This window comes from Agromyces sp. NPDC057865 (assembly GCF_042796995.1).
Classification (GTDB): domain Bacteria; phylum Actinomycetota; class Actinomycetes; order Actinomycetales; family Microbacteriaceae; genus Agromyces.
Genome location: NZ_JBHVMJ010000007.1, coordinates 31356 through 47454, shown reverse-complemented (window position 1 = coordinate 47454; position 16099 = coordinate 31356). Strand labels below are relative to the sequence as shown.

The following is a 16099-nucleotide window of genomic DNA, read 5'->3' as shown; positions in this document are numbered from 1 at the left end:
AAGGAATCCCACCAGGCCAAAACCTGGACGGGGTTCAAAAATTGGCATTGAACATAGTGCACGCTGTTGAGTTCTCAAGGAACGGACGCACCCGACGTCAGGACCCTTGGGGCCGATCAGTCGGAGCTGTTTCGTTCTCAACCGGTCATCCCATGAGGACGGATCCGGGTGCTTCGAGCTCTACGAAGAGATGCTCTTCGAGGCTCGGGATCTTCGTGCCGCTTGAGGCCGAGAGGCTGTGGTTCTGATGAACCCTGCCGCTCTCTCGCTCCTGTGGGGCAACAGATGAATACATTACGTCGATCGCAGAGGTCGTGCAACTCGGCGTTGCATCCCGGGCGTGTCGCGGCTCGGAACCCCGGATTTCCGCGGATCCGGGCACTCGACCCGGAGAACGACGAAGGCCCCGATCGGTCCACTTGCGTGGAACGATCGGGGCCTCCGGCCGAGGCATCCGTCGGCTATTCGACGAAGACGCCGGCGAGGGTCTTCTTGCCGCGGCGGAGCACCGCCATGCCGCCGGGGGGCACGCGCCCCTCGAGGGTCGCGGTCTCGTCGTCGACGCGCACGTTGTCGAGCGAGACGCCGCCCTGCGCGATCGCGCGTCGGCCCTCGCTCTGGCTCGCGACGAGTCCGGTGTCGGCGAGCAGCTGCGCGATCGAGGCGTTCGGCGACGTGGTCGTGTTCGGCAGCTCACGGAGCGCCGACTCGAGCGTGTCGGGATCGAGCAGCGTGAGGTCGCCCTGGCCGAAGAGCGCCTGCGAGGCCGCGAGGACGGCCGCCGTGGCATCCGGCCCGTGCACCAGGGTCGTCACCTCATGTGCGAGCACGCGCTGCGCCTCGCGCTTGAACGGCTCGCGCTCGACGAGCTCCGCGAGCTCCTCGATGCGCGCTCGACTCAGGAAGGTGAACACCTTGAGCCGCGAGATCACGTCGTCGTCGTCGGTGTTGAGCCAGAACTGGTAGAAGCGGTAGGGGCTGCACATCGCGGCATCCAGCCAGATGGCGTTGCCCTCGCTCTTGCCGAACTTGGTGCCGTCGGAGTTCGTGATGAGCGGCGTGCCGATCGCGTGCACGTGCTCGCCCTCGACGCGATGGATGAGGTCCGTGCCGCTCGTGAGGTTGCCCCACTGGTCACTGCCGCCGGTCTGCAGCCGACAGTCATAGAGCCGGAAGAGCTCGAGGTAGTCGAACCCCTGCAGGATCTGGTAGCTGAACTCGGTGTAGCTGATCCCGGCGTCGGAGCTCAAGCGGGACGCGACGGCGTCCTTCTTGAGCATCGTGCCCACGCGGTAGTGCTTGCCGATGTCGCGCAGGAAGTCGATGGCGGAGAGTCCGGCCGTCCAGTCGAGGTTGTTGACCATGCGCACGGCGTTGTCGCCCTCCCCTGAGAGGAAGCGGCTGACCTGCCCGCGGAGGTAGCCGACCCACTCGGCGACGGTCTCCTTCGTGTTCAGCGTGCGCTCCGCGGTCGGGCGTGGATCGCCGATCAGGCCGGTCGATCCGCCGACGAGGCCGAGCGGCTTGTGGCCGGCCAGCTGGAGGCGTCGCATGGTGAGGATCTGCACCAGGTTGCCGAGGTGGAGGCTCGGCGCGGTGGGGTCGAACCCGCAGTAGTACGTGATCGGCTCGCCGGCGAGGAGCTCCTTCAGCGCAGCCTGGTCGGTCGAGACGTGCACGAGGCCGCGCCAGACGAGCTCCTCCCAGACGTCTTCGAATGAGGCGTCGTTCTGCTGGGAAGCGAGGATCTCGGGGTCTGACACGCCAGCAAGGCTATCAGCGGCATGGGTACCGACGACTTCAAGGCACATCTTTGATTTTCTGCTCTCAAGTCTGTATCCTTGATCACACGAAGTTCAGGTCGAGTCATTGATCGCCCCGATTCAAGCCCGCGACCTGAAGGCCGTCGAGAGGAGGCCTGAAGTGTTCGTCATCACCGCCGACCAGGTGGCCAGCCGACGCGACGCCGATCGCACCGGCGCGCTCGTGCAAGTGCTCACCGAGCGGTACGGCGACCAGCTCGTGCTCCCGGCCGACCAGACCGCCGGCGACGAGATTCAGCTCGTCACCCGCTCCGCCGCTACGGCCCTCGCGATCGTGCTCGACGCCACCCGCACCGGCCGATGGAGCGTCGGGCTCGGCGTGGGCGCCATCCGGATGCCCCTCCCCGACGCCGCCCGCAAGGCCTCCGGCTCGGCGTTCATCGCGGCGCGCGAGGCGGTCGGCACCGCGAAGCGCGCCGACGGCCGGTTCGCCCTGCGGGCCGAGGGCGACCCGCGAGCGGCCGCCGACCTCGAGGCCCTCGTCCGGCTCCTCCTGCTGCTCCGCGAGCGCCGCACCGAGCCCGGCTGGGAGGTCGTCGAGCTCATGCGCGCCGGCCACCAGCAGAAGGAGGCCGCCGCGCTCCTCGACGTGAGCCCGGCCGCGGTGAGCGCCCGCCTGAAGGCCGCCATGTGGCGGGCCGAGGAGGAGGCGCGTCCCGTCCTCGAGCGGCTGCTCGCCGAGCTCGACGCCGAGCTCGATTCCGGCCTCCCCACCGACCTCGCCGGCGAATCGGGAACCGCCGCGGCGGAGTGACCGCGGCATCCGGCGGTGCCTCGCTACACTGCTCGAAGCCGCGGCCTCCCGGTCGCCGCTCGGAAGGAGCACCGTGAACCTCGTCGCCGTCGCCGATGCCATCTCCTGGTCGGCGCTCCTGCTGTTCCTCACGGCGGCGACGGCCCTCTCGGTGCTCGCGTTCCTACGTCCGCGGCCCGCGTTCGTGTGGTTCGCCGCGGGCGCGCTCGGCGTCGCACTGCTCGCGGCCGCCTCGATCTCCGAGCCGACCGGGCGCACCGGGTTCGGGCCGCTCGTGACGATCCTCGCGTTCACGGCGGCCGTGTTCGGCGGCAGCCCCGCCGCGGCCACGGCCCTGAACCTCGCGATGGGCGGCACGGTGGCGCCCGGCATCCACGGCGGCATCATCGTCGCCGAGCGGCCGACCCCCGCGGAGCAGCGCCAGGGCGTGACGACGGGAGCGCGCCGCGAGGTGCTCCGAGGGGGACTCACGATCGGCATCCTCGAGCGCATCGCGACCGCGGGCACCATCATCGCCGGGTTCCCCGAGGGCCTCGCGATCGTCGTCGCCGTGAAGGGCGTCGGCCGGTTCACCGAGCTCGAGGCGCCCGAGGCGCGCGAGCGGTTCATCATCGGCACGTTCGCGAGCCTCATCTGGGCGTGCGCGGCCGCACTCGTCGTGCACCTCGCGCTGCGCTGAGCCGTTCGGCGGCGGAACGCTCCGCGGCGTCAGTCGTCGGAGCGGGCGTGCCGCCGGTACGGCGAGACGCCCGGCTCCCCGGGAATCCAGAATCGCCACGGGAACGCCGCTCCCCCGCCGGCGCCGCTCACGCCCGTGCGCGGGCCCGACTCGAACGGCTGCGGCTGCGTCGGCACCGCGAGCGCGTAGGGCGGCGCGAGCAGGTCGTCGCCGCTCGCCGACAGCGGCACGCCGAGCGCGACCGCGAGCCGGGCCGGTCCACGAGCCAGGTCGCGGTCGGATGCCCCGGGCCGCCGCAGCCGCGCGAGCTCGATCCCCTCGACCACCGTGGCCCCGCGCAGCAGCACGGCCGACGACGACCCCGGATGCCCCGCGACGACGTTGAGGCACGTGTGCATGCCGTACGTGAAGTACGCGTAGAGGTGCGCGGCCTCGCCGAACATCACCGCGTTGCGCCGGGTCATCCCGCGGAACGCGTGCGAGCCGGGGTCCTCGCCGACGCCGCGATACGCCTCGACCTCGGAGAGGCGGATGGCGACGCGGCCCTCCTCGGTGTCGTGCGCGAGGACCGCCCCGAGCAGGAGCGGCGCGAGCTCGACGGAGTCGCGCGCGAACCAGTCGCGTCCGACGGCGACGAGGGCGTCCGACATCCGCTCGCTCAGCGACCGCGCCCTGTGGCCGGCAGGCCGGCGACGAGGTGCCGCACGCGGTCGGTGAGCCGGGGGAACTGCTCGTCCACCCGCACGGGCGCCGTGCCGCCGATGCCGTCGCGGCTCGCGACCGAGCCCTCGACGGTCAGCACCTCGCGCACGTCGGGCGTCAGGTGCGGCGAGATCGCCGCGAGCGCGGCGTCGTCGACGGCGTCGAGCTCGAGGTCGTGCTCCTCCGCGTAGCGCACGAGTGCCCCGGTGATCTCGTGAGCGTCGCGGAACGGCACATGGCGCTTCACGAGCCACTCCGCGACATCCGTCGCCAGCGAGAAGCCGGCGGGCGCGAGCTCGGCCATGCGGTCGGTGTGGAACTCGAGCGTCGCGATCATGCCCGTGCAGGCGGGCAGGAGCACCTCGAGCGTCTCGACCGAGTCGAACACCGGCTCCTTGTCCTCCTGCAGGTCGCGGTTGTACGCGAGCGGCAGCGCCTTGAGGGTGGCGAGGAGGCCCGTGAGGTTGCCGATGAGGCGGCCCGACTTGCCGCGCGCGAGCTCGGCGATGTCGGGGTTCTTCTTCTGCGGCATGATCGACGAGCCGGTCGAGTAGCCGTCGTCGAGCGTGACGAAGCCGAACTCGCGCGTGTTCCAGAGGATGACCTCCTCGGCGATGCGCGAGAGGTCGATGCCGATCATCGCCGCGACGAACGCGAACTCGGCGACGACGTCGCGGCTCGCGGTGCCGTCGATCGAGTTCTCGGCCGGCGCCGCCAGGCCGAGGTCGCGGGCGACGGATGCCGCGTCGAGGCCGAGCGTGGACCCGGCGAGCGCTCCCCCGCCGTAGGGCGACACGTCGGCGCGCTTCGTCCAGTCGACGAGCCGTTCGAGGTCGCGGGACAGCGCCCAGCCATGCGCGAGCAGGTGGTGTGCGAGCAGCACGGGCTGCGCGTGCTGGAGGTGCGTGCGGCCGGGCATGACGGCGGTGCGGTGCGCGTCGGCCTGCGAGGCGAGCGCGTCGACGAGGTGCACGAGCTGCTGGCCGATGACGGCCGCGTGGTCCTTGAGGTAGAGCCGCACGAGCGTCGCGATCTGGTCGTTGCGGCTGCGGCCGGCGCGGAGCTTGCCCCCGAGCTCGGGACCGACGATGCCGATGAGGGCCGCCTCGAGCGCGCCGTGCACGTCCTCGTCGGACTCGGCCGCGACGATCTCGCCCGACGCGACCCGAGCCTCGAGGGTGTCGAGGCCGGCGAGCATCGTGCCCAGCTCGTCGTCGTTCAGGTAGCCCGCCGCGGCGAGCGCGCGGGCGTGCGCGCGCGAGCCTGCTAGGTCGTAGGGCGCGAGCTGCCAGTCGAAGTGCGTCGACTTCGAGAGGCGCGCGAGCTCGGGCGACGGGCCGCTGGCGAAGCGGGCGCCCCAGAGGGCCCCCTCGTTCGTGCCGTGCTCGGCGGTGCCGCCGTCGGGGCCGCTCGCACCGCCGGTGCCGGGTGCGTCGGTCATCACGCGTCCTTTCGCTCGAGCAGCCACACGAGCAGCGCCTTCTGGGCGTGCAGGCGGTTCTCCGCCTCGTCCCAGATGATCGACTGCTCGCCGTCGATCACGTCGGCGGTCACCTCGTAGCCGCGGTCGGCGGGCAGGCAGTGCATGAACACCGCATCGGATGCCGCGAGGGACATGAGCTCGCGATCCACCCGGTAGGCGCCGAAGGTCGCGACGCGGTGCGCCTTCTCGTCCTCCTTGCCCATCGAGACCCAGGTGTCGGTGACGATGACGTCGGCGCCAGAGGCCGCCTCCGCGGCATCCGTGTACAGCGTGACGGAGCCACCCGTCGAGGCGGCGATGCGGTCGGCATCGGCCACGACGGATGCCGCGGGCGCGAACTCCTCGGGCGAGGCGACGCGCACGTGCATGCCCGCGGTCACGCCCGCGAGCACGTACGACTGCGCCATGTTCGAGGCGCCGTCGCCGAGGAACGTGACGATCAGGCCCGGGAGGTCGCCCTTGTGCTCGCGGATCGTGAGCAGGTCGGCGAGCAGCTGGCACGGGTGGAAGTCGTCGGAGAGCGCGTTGACGACGGGGACGGTGGTGCCGGCGGCCATCTCCTCCAGGCCGGCCTGCCCGTAGGTGCGCCAGACGATGGCGGACACCATGCGCTCGAGCACGCGGGCCGTGTCGGACGGGGTCTCCTTGCCGCCGAGCTGGCTGTTCGCGGTCGAGATGATGAGCGGGGAGCCGCCGAGGTCGGCGATGCCCACCGCGAACGACACACGCGTGCGGGTCGACGACTTGTCGAAGATGACGGCGACGGTCTGGGGCCCGGCGAGGGGTTTCGTGCCCCAGCGGTCGGCCTTCAGCCGCTCGGCGAGGTCGAGGATCTCGGCCTGTTCGGCGGGCGTGATGTCGTCGTCGCGGAGGAAGTGGCGGGTCATGCGGTTCCGTTCGTGTCGGGTCGGGGAGGTCAGTGACGCGACGCGACGGCGTCGAGTGCGAGGGAGAACTTGTCGGCGAACTCGTCGACCTCGGCGTCGCCGATGTTGAGCGGCGGCGCCATGCGGATGGTCGAGTCGTTCGCGGCGTTGACGATGAGGCCGGCGCGCATCGCCTCGGCGGCGAGGGGCATGGCCACCGGCTCGGAGAGGGCGACGCCGAGCAACAGTCCGCGGCCGCGGGTGCCCGTGACCAGCGGCGAGTCCATGGCCTCGACGCGCTCGCGGATCTGGGCCCCGCGCGCGGTGGCGTTCTCGACGAGCCCGGTCGTCTCGATCTCGTCGAGCACGGCGTTGGCGACGGCCGTGGCGAGTGGATTGCCGCCGAAGGTCGAGCCGTGCTGGCCCTTCGAGTACAGCGACGAGGCGCGCCCGAACGTGACGAGGCCGCCGATCGGGAAGCCGCCGCCGATGCCCTTCGCGACCGTGATCGCGTCGGGCGTGATGCCGGCGTGCTGGAACCCGAACCACTGGCCGGTTCGTCCCGCCCCCGTCTGAATTTCGTCGACGACGAGGAGCGCGCCGTGCCGCGCGGTGAGCTCGCGCGCGGCCTCCATGAAGCCGTCGGGCAGCTCGACCACGCCGGCCTCGCCCTGGATCGGCTCGACGAACAGCGCGGCGACCGACTCGTCGATCGTCGCCTCGAGCGCCTCCACCGTCGCGGGAATGTGCTCGACGCCGCCCGGCAGCGGCTCGAACGCCTCCCGCATGTGCGGCTTGCCGGTGAGCGCGAGCGAGCCCATGGTGCGGCCGTGGAAGCCGTCGACGAGCGCCACGACTCGCGAGCGGGCGCCGCCCGAGTTGTTGAGCCGTGCGAGCTTGAACGCGGCCTCGTTCGCCTCGGCGCCGGAGTTGCCGAACCAGGCGCGGCCGTGCTCCCCCGCGCCGGCGAGCCGGATGAGGCGCTCGGCGAGCTCGAGGGCGGGCTCGGTCGTGAAGTAATTGGATACGTGGGCGAGCCGCGACGCCTGCGCGGTGACCGCCTCGACGAACACGGGATGCGCGTGGCCCAGCGAGTTCACGGCGATGCCCGCGAGGAAGTCGAGGTACTCGTGCCCCGTGTCGTCCCAGACGCGAGCGCCCTTCCCATGGTCGAGCTTCGCGAGCGGCATGCCGATCGAGCGCATGATGCGCCGGTCGAAGCGGCCCTGCCAGTCGTCGAGCACCTCGATGTCGGTCATGCGGGCACCACCTCCGTGCCGATGCCCGACTGGGTGAACACCTCGAGCAGGATCGAATGCGGGATGCGTCCGTCGATGATGGCCGCCTTCGCGACCCCGCCCTCGACGGCCTCGAGGCACGCGGTCATCTTCGGGATCATGCCCGACTCGAGGTGCGGCAGGAGCGCGATGAGCTCCTGGACGTCGATGACCGACACGAGCGAGTCGCGGTTCGGCCAGTCGCGGTAGAGGCCGGCCACGTCGGTGAGGATCACCAGCTTCGCCGCGCCGAGGGCGACCGCGAGGGATGCCGCGGCGGAGTCGGCGTTCACGTTGAGCGACTGGCCGGGATTCGCGGCGTCGGGTGCGATCGACGACACGACCGGGATGCGTCCGGCGTCGAGCTGCGCGTGCACGGCCGCGGAGTCGACCGCGACGACGTCGCCCACGAGCCCGAGGTCGACCTCGGCGCCGTCCACGACCGCGCCGCGCCGGCGTCCGGTGAACAGGCCGGCGTCCTCGCCGGAGAGGCCCGCCGCGAGGGGGCCGTGCCGGTTGATGAGCGAGACCAGCTCGCGATTCACCTGTCCCGAGAGCACCATGCGCACGACGTCCATGGCCTCGGGCGTGGTCACCCGGTAGCCGCCGCGGAACTCGCTCTCGATGCCCAGCCGCGAGAGCATCGACGAGATCTGCGGCCCGCCGCCGTGCACGACCACGGGCTTGATGCCCGCGTACCGCAGGTACACCATGTCCTCGGCGAACGCGCGCTGGAGCTCGGGGCTCACCATCGCGTTGCCGCCGAACTTCACGACGATGGTCTCGCCGTGGAACCGCTGCAGCCACGGCAGCGAGTCGATGAGCACCTGCGCCTTGGCGTGGGCGCTGTCAGCGTCGAGGGTGTCGTCGGGGACCTCGGTCCCTGAGCTCGTCGAAGGGTCGGTCACCGAGCGTGTCGAAGGGTTGGTCCCTGAGCTCGTCGAAGGGTCGGTCATGCTCAGCTCGCGTAGGCGCTGTTCTCGTGCACGTAGTCGTGCGTGAGGTCGTTGGTCCAGATGGTGGCGGATGCCTCGCCGGCATGCAGCTCGATCAGCACGTGCGTCGCGCGCGGCGTGAGGTCGACCTGCTCGCGCGGCGCATCGGGCCGACCGGCGTGACAGACCCGGACGCCGTTCATCGACACGTCGACGAGGTAGGGGTCGAACGGCGCCTGCGTCGTGCCGATCGCGGCGAGCACGCGGCCCCAGTTCGGGTCGTTGCCGAAGATCGCCGCCTTGAACAGGTTGTTGCGGGCGACGGAGCGGCCCACCTCGACCGCGTCGTCCTCGGTCACGGCCCCGTGCACCTGGATCGCGATGTCGTGGCTCGCGCCCTCGGCGTCGGCCTGCAGCTGGAGGGCGAGCGACCGGCACGCCTCGGTCACCGCCTCGGCGAACGCGGCAGGTTCGGGCGTCACGCCCGACGCCCCGGATGCCAGGAGCGTGACCTGGTCGTTCGTCGACATGCAGCCGTCGGAGTCGAGCCGGTCGAAGGTCACGCGGGTCGCGGCGCGCAGCGCCTCGTCGAGGCGGGCGGCCGGCACGACCGCGTCGGTGGTGAGCACGACGAGCATCGTCGCAAGCCCCGGCGCGAGCATGCCCGCGCCCTTCGCGATGCCGCCGACGCGCCATCCGTCGCCCTCGACCACCACGGTCTTGGGCGTCGTGTCGGTCGTCATGATGGCGCGCGCCGCGTCCTCGCCGCCCTCCGCGGTGAGCCGGGCGATCGCCGAGAGCACGCCCTCCTCGACGACCTCGCCGTCGAGCTGCTCGCCGATGAGCCCCGTGGAGCAGACGAGCACGTCGCCCGACGAGACGCCCAGCGCGGCGCCCGCCGCCTCGGCGGTGCGGTGCGTGACCTGGAAGCCTTCGGGGCCGGTGAAGCAGTTCGCGCCGCCGGAGTTCAGCACGATCGCGGCGACCTGCCCGTCGACGATCGCCTGCTCGGACCACAGGATGGGGTTGGCCTTCGCGCGATTCGACGTGAAGACCGCCGCGGCCGCGTTGGACGGTCCGCGGTTCACGATCACGGCGAGGTCGAGGGCGCCCGAGCGCTTGATGCCGGCGGCGATGCCCGCGGCCTCGAAGCCGGCGGGTGCGGTGACGGTCACGGTGCGACTCCGTTCACGGGGAGGCCGGTCGACTCGGTGATGCCGAGGGCGATGTTGGCCGACTGGATCGCGGCGCCCGCGGTGCCCTTGACGAGGTTGTCGACGGCCGCGACGACGACCACGCGTCCGGCGGCCTCGTCGACCGCGAGCCCGAGTAGGGCCGTGTTCGCACCGAGCACGTCGGCCGTGCGCGGGAACTGCCCGGGCGGGAGGAGCTGCACGAACTGCTCGCCGGCGTACGCGTCCTCCCACGCCGCACGCACCGTCGCGGCATCCGTGCCGGGCACGATGCGCGCGGTCGACGTAGCGAGGATGCCGCGGGACATCGGCACGAGCACGGGCGTGAACGAGATGGTGGGCTCGGACGCGCCCGCCCAGCGGAGCGCCTGCGCGATCTCTGGGATGTGCCGGTGCACGCCGCCGACGGAGTACGGGTTCGCGGAGCCGAGGATCTCGCTCGCGAGCAAGTGCGCCTTGAGGCTCTTGCCGGCGCCGGAGGGGCCGACCGCGAGCACCGACACGAGGTCGCGGTCCTCGATGACGCCCGCGCGAATGCCGGGGGCGAGCGAGAGTGCGACGGTCGACGCGTTGCAGCCGGGGGCCGCGATGCGGCGGGCACGCGCGAGGCGGTCGCGCTGCGTGCCCGACAGCCGCGGCAGCTCGGGGACGCCGTAACTCCAGGCGCCGTGGTGGTCGCCGCCGTAGAAGGCCGCCCAGTCGGACTCGCGCTCGAGCCGGTGGTCGGCGCCGCAGTCGATGACGAGCGTCGAGTCCGGCAGTTCTGCAGCGATCGCACCGGATGCCCCGTGCGGAAGCGCGAGGAAGACGACGTCATGGCCGGCGAGCGTCTCGGCGCTCGTCGCCTGGAGCGTCAGGTGCGTGTACGCACGGAGGTGCGGCTGCACCGCGACGAGCGGCTGGCCGGCGTTCGCGTGCGCCGTGACGGTGCGCACTTCGAAGTCGGGGTGATCGGCGAGGAGACGGAGGATCTCCCCTCCGGCATAGCCGGACGCGCCGGAAACGGCGACGGAGTACGTCATGAATCCACCTTAGGGTCTGCGGGGTCGGGGCGATGGTCCGGCGACGCCCCGCGAGACCGGCCGCTCAGGCCGCTGCAGGGGTCGCCGGGATTCGGCGGACGCCACGACGTCGGAGGCCGCGCTCGACGCCACGCGCGAGGCGTGTGGAGCGGTCGATCCGAGTGGTGGACATGCCCACGACCCTATCGAGCGGCCCCGCGTCGAGGCAATTCGACGCGTCATCGGGTGACGCGCACCGGCACCGCCGGCCCGCGGCGCCGATTGGACGATCACCGACCGTGCTGCAGCTGAGACTCGCCTAGGCTCGGGTCGACGACCGCGTCGGCGTCGTCGGTCTCGTCGGACGAGGAGGACCCATGTCCCTGCGCGTGCTGTTCATCGGCGGCAACGGCATCATCAGCTCGGCGTCGAGCGCGCGCGTGATCGCCCGCGGCGACGAGCTCACCCTGCTCAACCGCGGCACGAGCACGACGCGGCCGCGCATCGAGGGCGTGCGGCACCTCACGGGCGATGCCGGCGACCCCGCATCGATCGCCGCCGCGATCGGAGGCGAGACGTTCGACGTCGTCGCGAACTTCCGCTCGTTCACGCCCGACCAAGTCGCTCGCGACCTCGAGCTGTTCGAGGGGCGCTGCCGCCAGTACGTCTACATCTCCTCGGCATCCGCGTACCAGAAGCCGATCGGGCACCTGCCCATCACCGAGTCGACACCGCTGCGCAACCCCTACTGGCAGTACTCGCGCGACAAGATCGCGAGCGAGGACCTGCTCGTCGCGGCCTACCGCGAACGCGGCTTCCCGGCCACCATCATCCGCCCCTCGCACACCTACGACGCGACCCTCGTGCCGCTCCTCGGCGGCTGGACGGCGATCGACCGGATGCGCCGCGGGAAGCCGGTCGTCGTGCAGGGCGACGGCACCAGCCTCTGGACGCTGACGCACACGCGGGACTTCGCGGTGGCCTTCACCGGCCTGCTCGGCAACGAGCGGGCCGTCGGCGAGGCGTTCCACATCACGTCGGACGAGGCGCTCACCTGGGACCAGATCGGCGCGGTGCTCGCTCGCGCGGCCGGCGCGGAGTTCCGGCCGGTGCACATCGCGAGCGAGGCGATCGCTCGCGAGCTCCCCGACGAGGGCCCAGGTCTCGTCGGCGACAAGGCTCACTCCGTGGTCTTCGACAACGCGAAGGTGAGGTCACTCGTGCCCGAGTACCGTGCCGTCATCCCGTTCTGGCGCGGCGCGCAGGAGATCGTGGACTGGCACGACGCCGACGCGTCGCGTCGCGAGGTCGACCCCGAGCTGGATGCCGCGTTCGACCGGCTGATCGACCGCCACGGAGCCTGAGCCCGGGGGTCGAGGAGCGCAGCGCACTTCCCCTCGCTCGCCTTGACGCGCCTGGTCTCGCCGTCTTGGATCGTCGGCGCGCCGACATCCTCCCGATCATCTGGACGGCCGGTGGTCGCAGGGCCTCATCGGCAGGGATGGGAGTTCCCCTCCGCAGAATCGGTGAACCCGTCAACTCAGCGACAAATGAACCGGGCGACAAATCAACTCCTCGACAAGTCGACAAGTCGACAAGTCGACAAGTCGACAAGTCGACGAGTCGACAAGTCGTCTCATCGACAGGTCGACGAATCCACCGATTCTGCGGAGACGTACTCTCCCGGGGCTGCTGCGAGCTCTCCCGGGGCTGCTGCGAGCAACCGCGGGCGTGCAGGCGCCGCCCGCCCGCTACTCCCGGATCGCGGCGCCCGTGCGCTCTCGCGCGACCGCTGCGCCCGCGAGCTTCGCCTCGCTCGCCTCGGCGGCCGTGAGCGTGCGGTCGTCAGCGCGGAACCGCAGCGCGAACGTCAGGCTCTTCGACCCGTCGGGCACCCCGGCACCGCGGTAGTCGTCGACGAGGTGCAACTCCTCGAGCAGCCCGCCTGCGCCCTCGCGGACCGCACCCGCCACGGCCGATGCGGGCACGTCCGCGTCGACGAGGAGCGAGAGGTCCTGCGTCGCCGCCGGGTACGTGCCGATCTGCCCCGCCTCGAGACCCGGCTCGGTGAGCGCGATGACCGCGTCGAGGTCGAGCTCGACGACGGCGACGACGCGCGGCAGGTCGTTCTCCTCGGCGACCGACGGCAGCAGCTCGCCTGCAAACCCGACCGACCGTCCGGCCACGCGCAGCTCAGCGGTGCGACCCGGGTGGAGCGCCTGGTGCGAGCCCTGCGCCACCTCGATCTCGGCGCCGACCGCGAGCGCGACCTGGCGCACGACGTCGAGCGCGTCCACTACGCCGGCGGGGACCGCGGCCTGACCGGGCTGCTTCGTCACGACGTCGCCCACGAGGAGCGCGCCGATGTGCCGTGGCTGCGGCGGGATGCCCGCCTGCAGCGCCTGGAGCTCCGCCTCGGTCGGACGACGGTCGCCGACCGGCAGCTCGGCGCTGCCGTAGGTGACGCCCGCTTCGGGCAGGAACACGAGTCCGAGCTCGAACAGCGAGACGTCGACGAGCCCGCGCGAGCGGTTGCGCTTGGCGGCGGCGATGAGCCCCGGCAGCAGCGAGCGCCGCATGAGCGCCGTCGAGGCGTCGAGCGCGTTCGCGAGCTTCACGGATGCCACGGCGGAGCCGTCGGCGCTGCCGAACAGCGCGTTCTCGTCCTCGGTCGCGAAGGGGAACGAGAGCACCTCGGTGGACCCGGCCGCGGCGAGGGCGTCGGCGACCCGGCGGCGGATGCGCTGCGAGCGCGTGAGGCCGCGCCCGGGCGGGGCGACGGGCAGCACCGACGGGATGCGGTGGTACCCGGCGAGGCGCGCCACCTCCTCGGCGAGGTCGGCCTTGCCGGTGAGGTCGGGGCGCCACGACGGCGGCACGACCTCGAACCCGTCGGAGGTGCGCGTGATCGCCCCGCCGATCTCTGCGAGCGCGTCGTGCACCTCCTCGTCGGTGTACTCGACGCCGATGAGCTCGGTCACGTAGCCGTCGGGCAGCAGGATCGCCTCGCGCTCGGGCGCCTCGTGGATGAGCGAGCCGCCGGCGTCGGCGGTGCCGCCCGCGAGGTCGACCATGAGCTGCGCGACGCGCGTCGCCGCCGCGGCGGCGATCTGCGGGTCCACGCCGCGCTCGAACCGCTTGGACGCCTCGCTCGGGAGCTTGTGGCGCCGCGCCGAGCGCGCGATCGACACCGGGTCGAAGTTCGCGGCCTCGATGAGCACGTTGCGCGTGGCATCCGACATCTCGGTGTCGGCGCCGCCCATGACGCCGGCGATGCCGATGGCGCCGCGGTCGTCGGTGATGAGGAGGTCCTCGGGGTCGAGCCGGCGCTCCTTGCCGTCGAGCGTCGTGATCGTCTCGCCCGGCGTCGCGCGGCGCACGACGATCCCGCCCTGCAGGCGGTCGAGGTCGTAGCCGTGGATCGGCTGGCCGAGCTCGAGCATGACGTAGTTCGTGATGTCGACGAGCACCGAGAGCGAGCGGATGCCGGCGAGCTTCAGCCGCGCGATCATCCATGCCGGGGTGGGCCGGGCGGGGTCCACGTCGCGCACGATGCGCGTCGCGAACACCGAGGAGCCGACGCGGCCGCGGATGGGCGCCTCGTCGCGGATCTCGACGGGGAACACGTCGCCGGAGGCACCTTCGGCCGGCTCGGGGACCCCCGCCGGGCTCGACAGCTCGACCGGGTCGCGGTAGCGGGCGCCGGTCGCGTGCGCGTATTCGCGGGCGACGCCGCGGATGGAGAACGCGTAGCCGCGGTCGGGCGTCACGTTGATCTCGACGGCGGCGTCGTTCAGGCCGAGCAGCTCGATGGCGTCGGTGCCGACGGGCGCGTCGATGCCGATGGTCGACAGGCGCAGGATGCCCTCGTGGTCGTCGCCGAGGCCGAGCTCGCGCGCCGAGGCGATCATGCCGTCGGACACGTGCCCGTAGGTCTTGCGCGCCGCGATCGGGAACGGGCCGGGCAGCACCGCACCCGGCAGCGTCACCACGACCTTGTCGCCGACGAAGAAGTTGCGGGCGCCGCACACGATGCCGTGCACCGCGTCGCCGCCGTCGGCCGCCGTCTCGCCGTCGGGCGCGACGCGCACCTGGCACCAGCGGATCGTCTTGCCGTTGGACTGCGGCTCCTCGGTGAACTCGAGGACCTCGCCCACGACGATCGGGCCCTCGAGCTCGAACGTGTGCACGTCCTCCTCCTCGAGGCCGACCTGCACGAGGGCGGCGTGCACGTCTTCGGGCGTCGAACCCGGCACGAGCTCGACGTATTCGGCGAGCCAGCTGAGGGGCACTCGCATCGGTCAGACCACCATTCCGAACTGCTGGGAGAACCGGACGTCTCCCTCGACCATCTCGCGCATGTCCTGCACGCCGTTGCGGAGCATGAGCCCGCGCTCGATCCCCATGCCGAACGCGAAGCCCGTGTAGACCTCGGGATCGATGCCCGCGGCCTTGAGCACGTTGGGGTGCACCATGCCGCACCCGCCCCACTCGATCCAGCGCGGCCCGTCCTTGAAGGTCGGGTGCCAGAAGTCGAGCTCGGCGCTCGGCTCGGTGAAGGGGAAGAAGCTCGGTCGCAGGCGCACCTTCGCCTCCTCGCCGAAGATCGACTTGACGAAGTGGTCGAGGGTGCCGCGCAGGTGCGCCATGGTGAGGCCCTTGTCGACGGCGAGGCCCTCGAACTGCATGAAGACGGGCAGGTGCGTGGCGTCGAACTCGTCGGTGCGGTACACACGTCCCGGCGCGAGCACGTAGATCGGCACCTCGCGCTCGAGCATCGAGCGCACCTGCACCGGGCTCGTGTGCGTGCGCAGCACGAGGTGCGCCTCGGGCGGGTCGACGAAGAACGTGTCCTGCATGGCGCGCGCCGGGTGGTCGGCGTCGAAGTTCAGCGCGTCGAAGTTGAACCACTCGCTCTCGACCTCAGGGCCCTCGGCGATCTCCCACCCCATGCCGGTGAAGACGTCGCACACTCGGTCTTGCAGCAGGGCGAGCGGATGCCGCGCGCCGGCCGTGTACCGCGACGGCAGCGCCGTGACGTCGACGGTCTCCGCCTCGAGCTGGGCGGCCGCCTCGGCCTCGAGGATCTCGGCCTCGCGCACCGCGAACGCCTGGTTCACGCGACCGCGCGCGCCGCCCACCAGCTTGCCGAGGGCGGCCTTCTGGTCGTTCGGCACGTTGCGGAGCTCGGCGTTGAGCTGCGCGAGGGTCGACTTCTCCCCCGTGTGCTCGGTGCGGACCTGCTTCAGCGCGGCGGAGTCGCCCGCCGCGGCGATCGCCGCGAGTGCGGCGTCGACGGCCGCCTGGACGGCCTGCTCGGTGATTTCACGGGGCTCGGACACAAGGAACGAGTCTAGCGGGCGGGCACGCGCGGTTCCGGCCCGGC

Annotated in this window: 13 protein-coding genes; 3 read left to right on the top strand and 10 right to left on the bottom strand. The window is 71.8% G+C overall.

The window, feature by feature from the left end; translation table 11 throughout:
• Positions 1–461: 461 nt before the first annotated feature.
• The gene (gene tyrS, locus ACFVN5_RS19545) at positions 462–1763 is read right to left on the bottom strand and encodes a tyrosine--tRNA ligase (protein WP_376957556.1); all 1302 of its coding nucleotides are present in this window, start codon (positions 1761–1763) and stop codon (positions 462–464) included.
• 160 nt (positions 1764–1923) lie between these two features.
• Between tyrS and ACFVN5_RS19540 the strand changes: the two genes are divergently transcribed.
• Together ACFVN5_RS19540 and ACFVN5_RS19535 are read left to right on the top strand one after the other, a co-directional pair.
• Positions 1924–2577 carry a DNA-binding protein gene (locus ACFVN5_RS19540; RefSeq protein ID WP_376957553.1) on the top strand — a complete coding sequence of 218 codons (654 nt, stop codon included), beginning with the start codon at positions 1924–1926 and terminating at the stop codon, positions 2575–2577.
• 73 nt (positions 2578–2650) lie between these two features.
• Positions 2651–3256: a hypothetical protein gene (locus ACFVN5_RS19535; RefSeq protein WP_376957551.1), complete on the top strand. Its 606-nt coding sequence runs from the start codon at positions 2651–2653 to the stop codon at positions 3254–3256.
• Between the two features lie 29 nt (positions 3257–3285).
• Here ACFVN5_RS19535 and ACFVN5_RS19530 read toward each other — a convergent pair whose 3' ends face one another.
• The 7 genes from ACFVN5_RS19530 to argC are packed head-to-tail and all read right to left on the bottom strand — an operon-like array spanning position 3286 to position 10734.
• Entirely contained in the window at positions 3286–3906 is a 621-nt protein-coding gene (locus tag ACFVN5_RS19530; protein WP_376957549.1) for a DNA-3-methyladenine glycosylase, read from the bottom strand.
• Positions 3907–3914: 8 nt separating this feature from the next.
• Positions 3915–5399, bottom strand: coding sequence for an argininosuccinate lyase (gene argH / locus ACFVN5_RS19525; RefSeq protein WP_376957547.1), 1485 nt, complete (start codon positions 5397–5399; stop codon positions 3915–3917).
• Positions 5399–6328 carry an ornithine carbamoyltransferase gene (gene argF / locus ACFVN5_RS19520; RefSeq protein WP_376957545.1) on the bottom strand — a complete coding sequence of 310 codons (930 nt, stop codon included), beginning with the start codon at positions 6326–6328 and terminating at the stop codon, positions 5399–5401. The genes argH and argF overlap by 1 nt, the downstream gene beginning before the upstream one ends.
• A 29-nt stretch (positions 6329–6357) precedes the next feature.
• Positions 6358–7566 (bottom strand): acetylornithine transaminase, encoded by a 1209-nt coding sequence (locus ACFVN5_RS19515; RefSeq protein ID WP_376957544.1) that lies wholly within the window; start codon positions 7564–7566, stop codon positions 6358–6360.
• Entirely contained in the window at positions 7563–8540 is a 978-nt protein-coding gene (gene argB, locus ACFVN5_RS19510) for an acetylglutamate kinase (RefSeq protein WP_376957543.1), read from the bottom strand. The genes ACFVN5_RS19515 and argB overlap by 4 nt, the downstream gene beginning before the upstream one ends.
• A gap of 2 nt (positions 8541–8542) precedes the next feature.
• On the bottom strand, positions 8543–9694 hold the full coding sequence (gene argJ, locus ACFVN5_RS19505; RefSeq protein WP_376957541.1) for a bifunctional glutamate N-acetyltransferase/amino-acid acetyltransferase ArgJ: 1152 nt from the start codon (positions 9692–9694) through the stop codon (positions 8543–8545).
• Positions 9691–10734 (bottom strand): N-acetyl-gamma-glutamyl-phosphate reductase, encoded by a 1044-nt coding sequence (gene argC / locus ACFVN5_RS19500; protein ID WP_376957540.1) that lies wholly within the window; start codon positions 10732–10734, stop codon positions 9691–9693. The genes argJ and argC overlap by 4 nt, the downstream gene beginning before the upstream one ends.
• A gap of 356 nt (positions 10735–11090) precedes the next feature.
• On the opposite strand from argC, the gene ACFVN5_RS19495 reads away from it, so the two are divergent.
• A complete protein-coding gene (locus ACFVN5_RS19495) occupies positions 11091–12077 on the top strand; it encodes an NAD-dependent epimerase/dehydratase family protein (RefSeq protein WP_376957538.1) in 987 nt (328 codons plus the stop codon).
• 387 nt (positions 12078–12464) lie between these two features.
• Here ACFVN5_RS19495 and pheT read toward each other — a convergent pair whose 3' ends face one another.
• Complete coding sequence (gene pheT, locus ACFVN5_RS19490) at positions 12465–15011, bottom strand: phenylalanine--tRNA ligase subunit beta (protein ID WP_376957536.1); 2547 nt, start codon at positions 15009–15011, stop codon at positions 12465–12467.
• 3 nt (positions 15012–15014) lie between these two features.
• Complete coding sequence (pheS, locus tag ACFVN5_RS19485; protein WP_376957534.1) at positions 15015–16055, bottom strand: phenylalanine--tRNA ligase subunit alpha; 1041 nt, start codon at positions 16053–16055, stop codon at positions 15015–15017.
• Positions 16056–16099 lie beyond the last annotated feature (44 nt).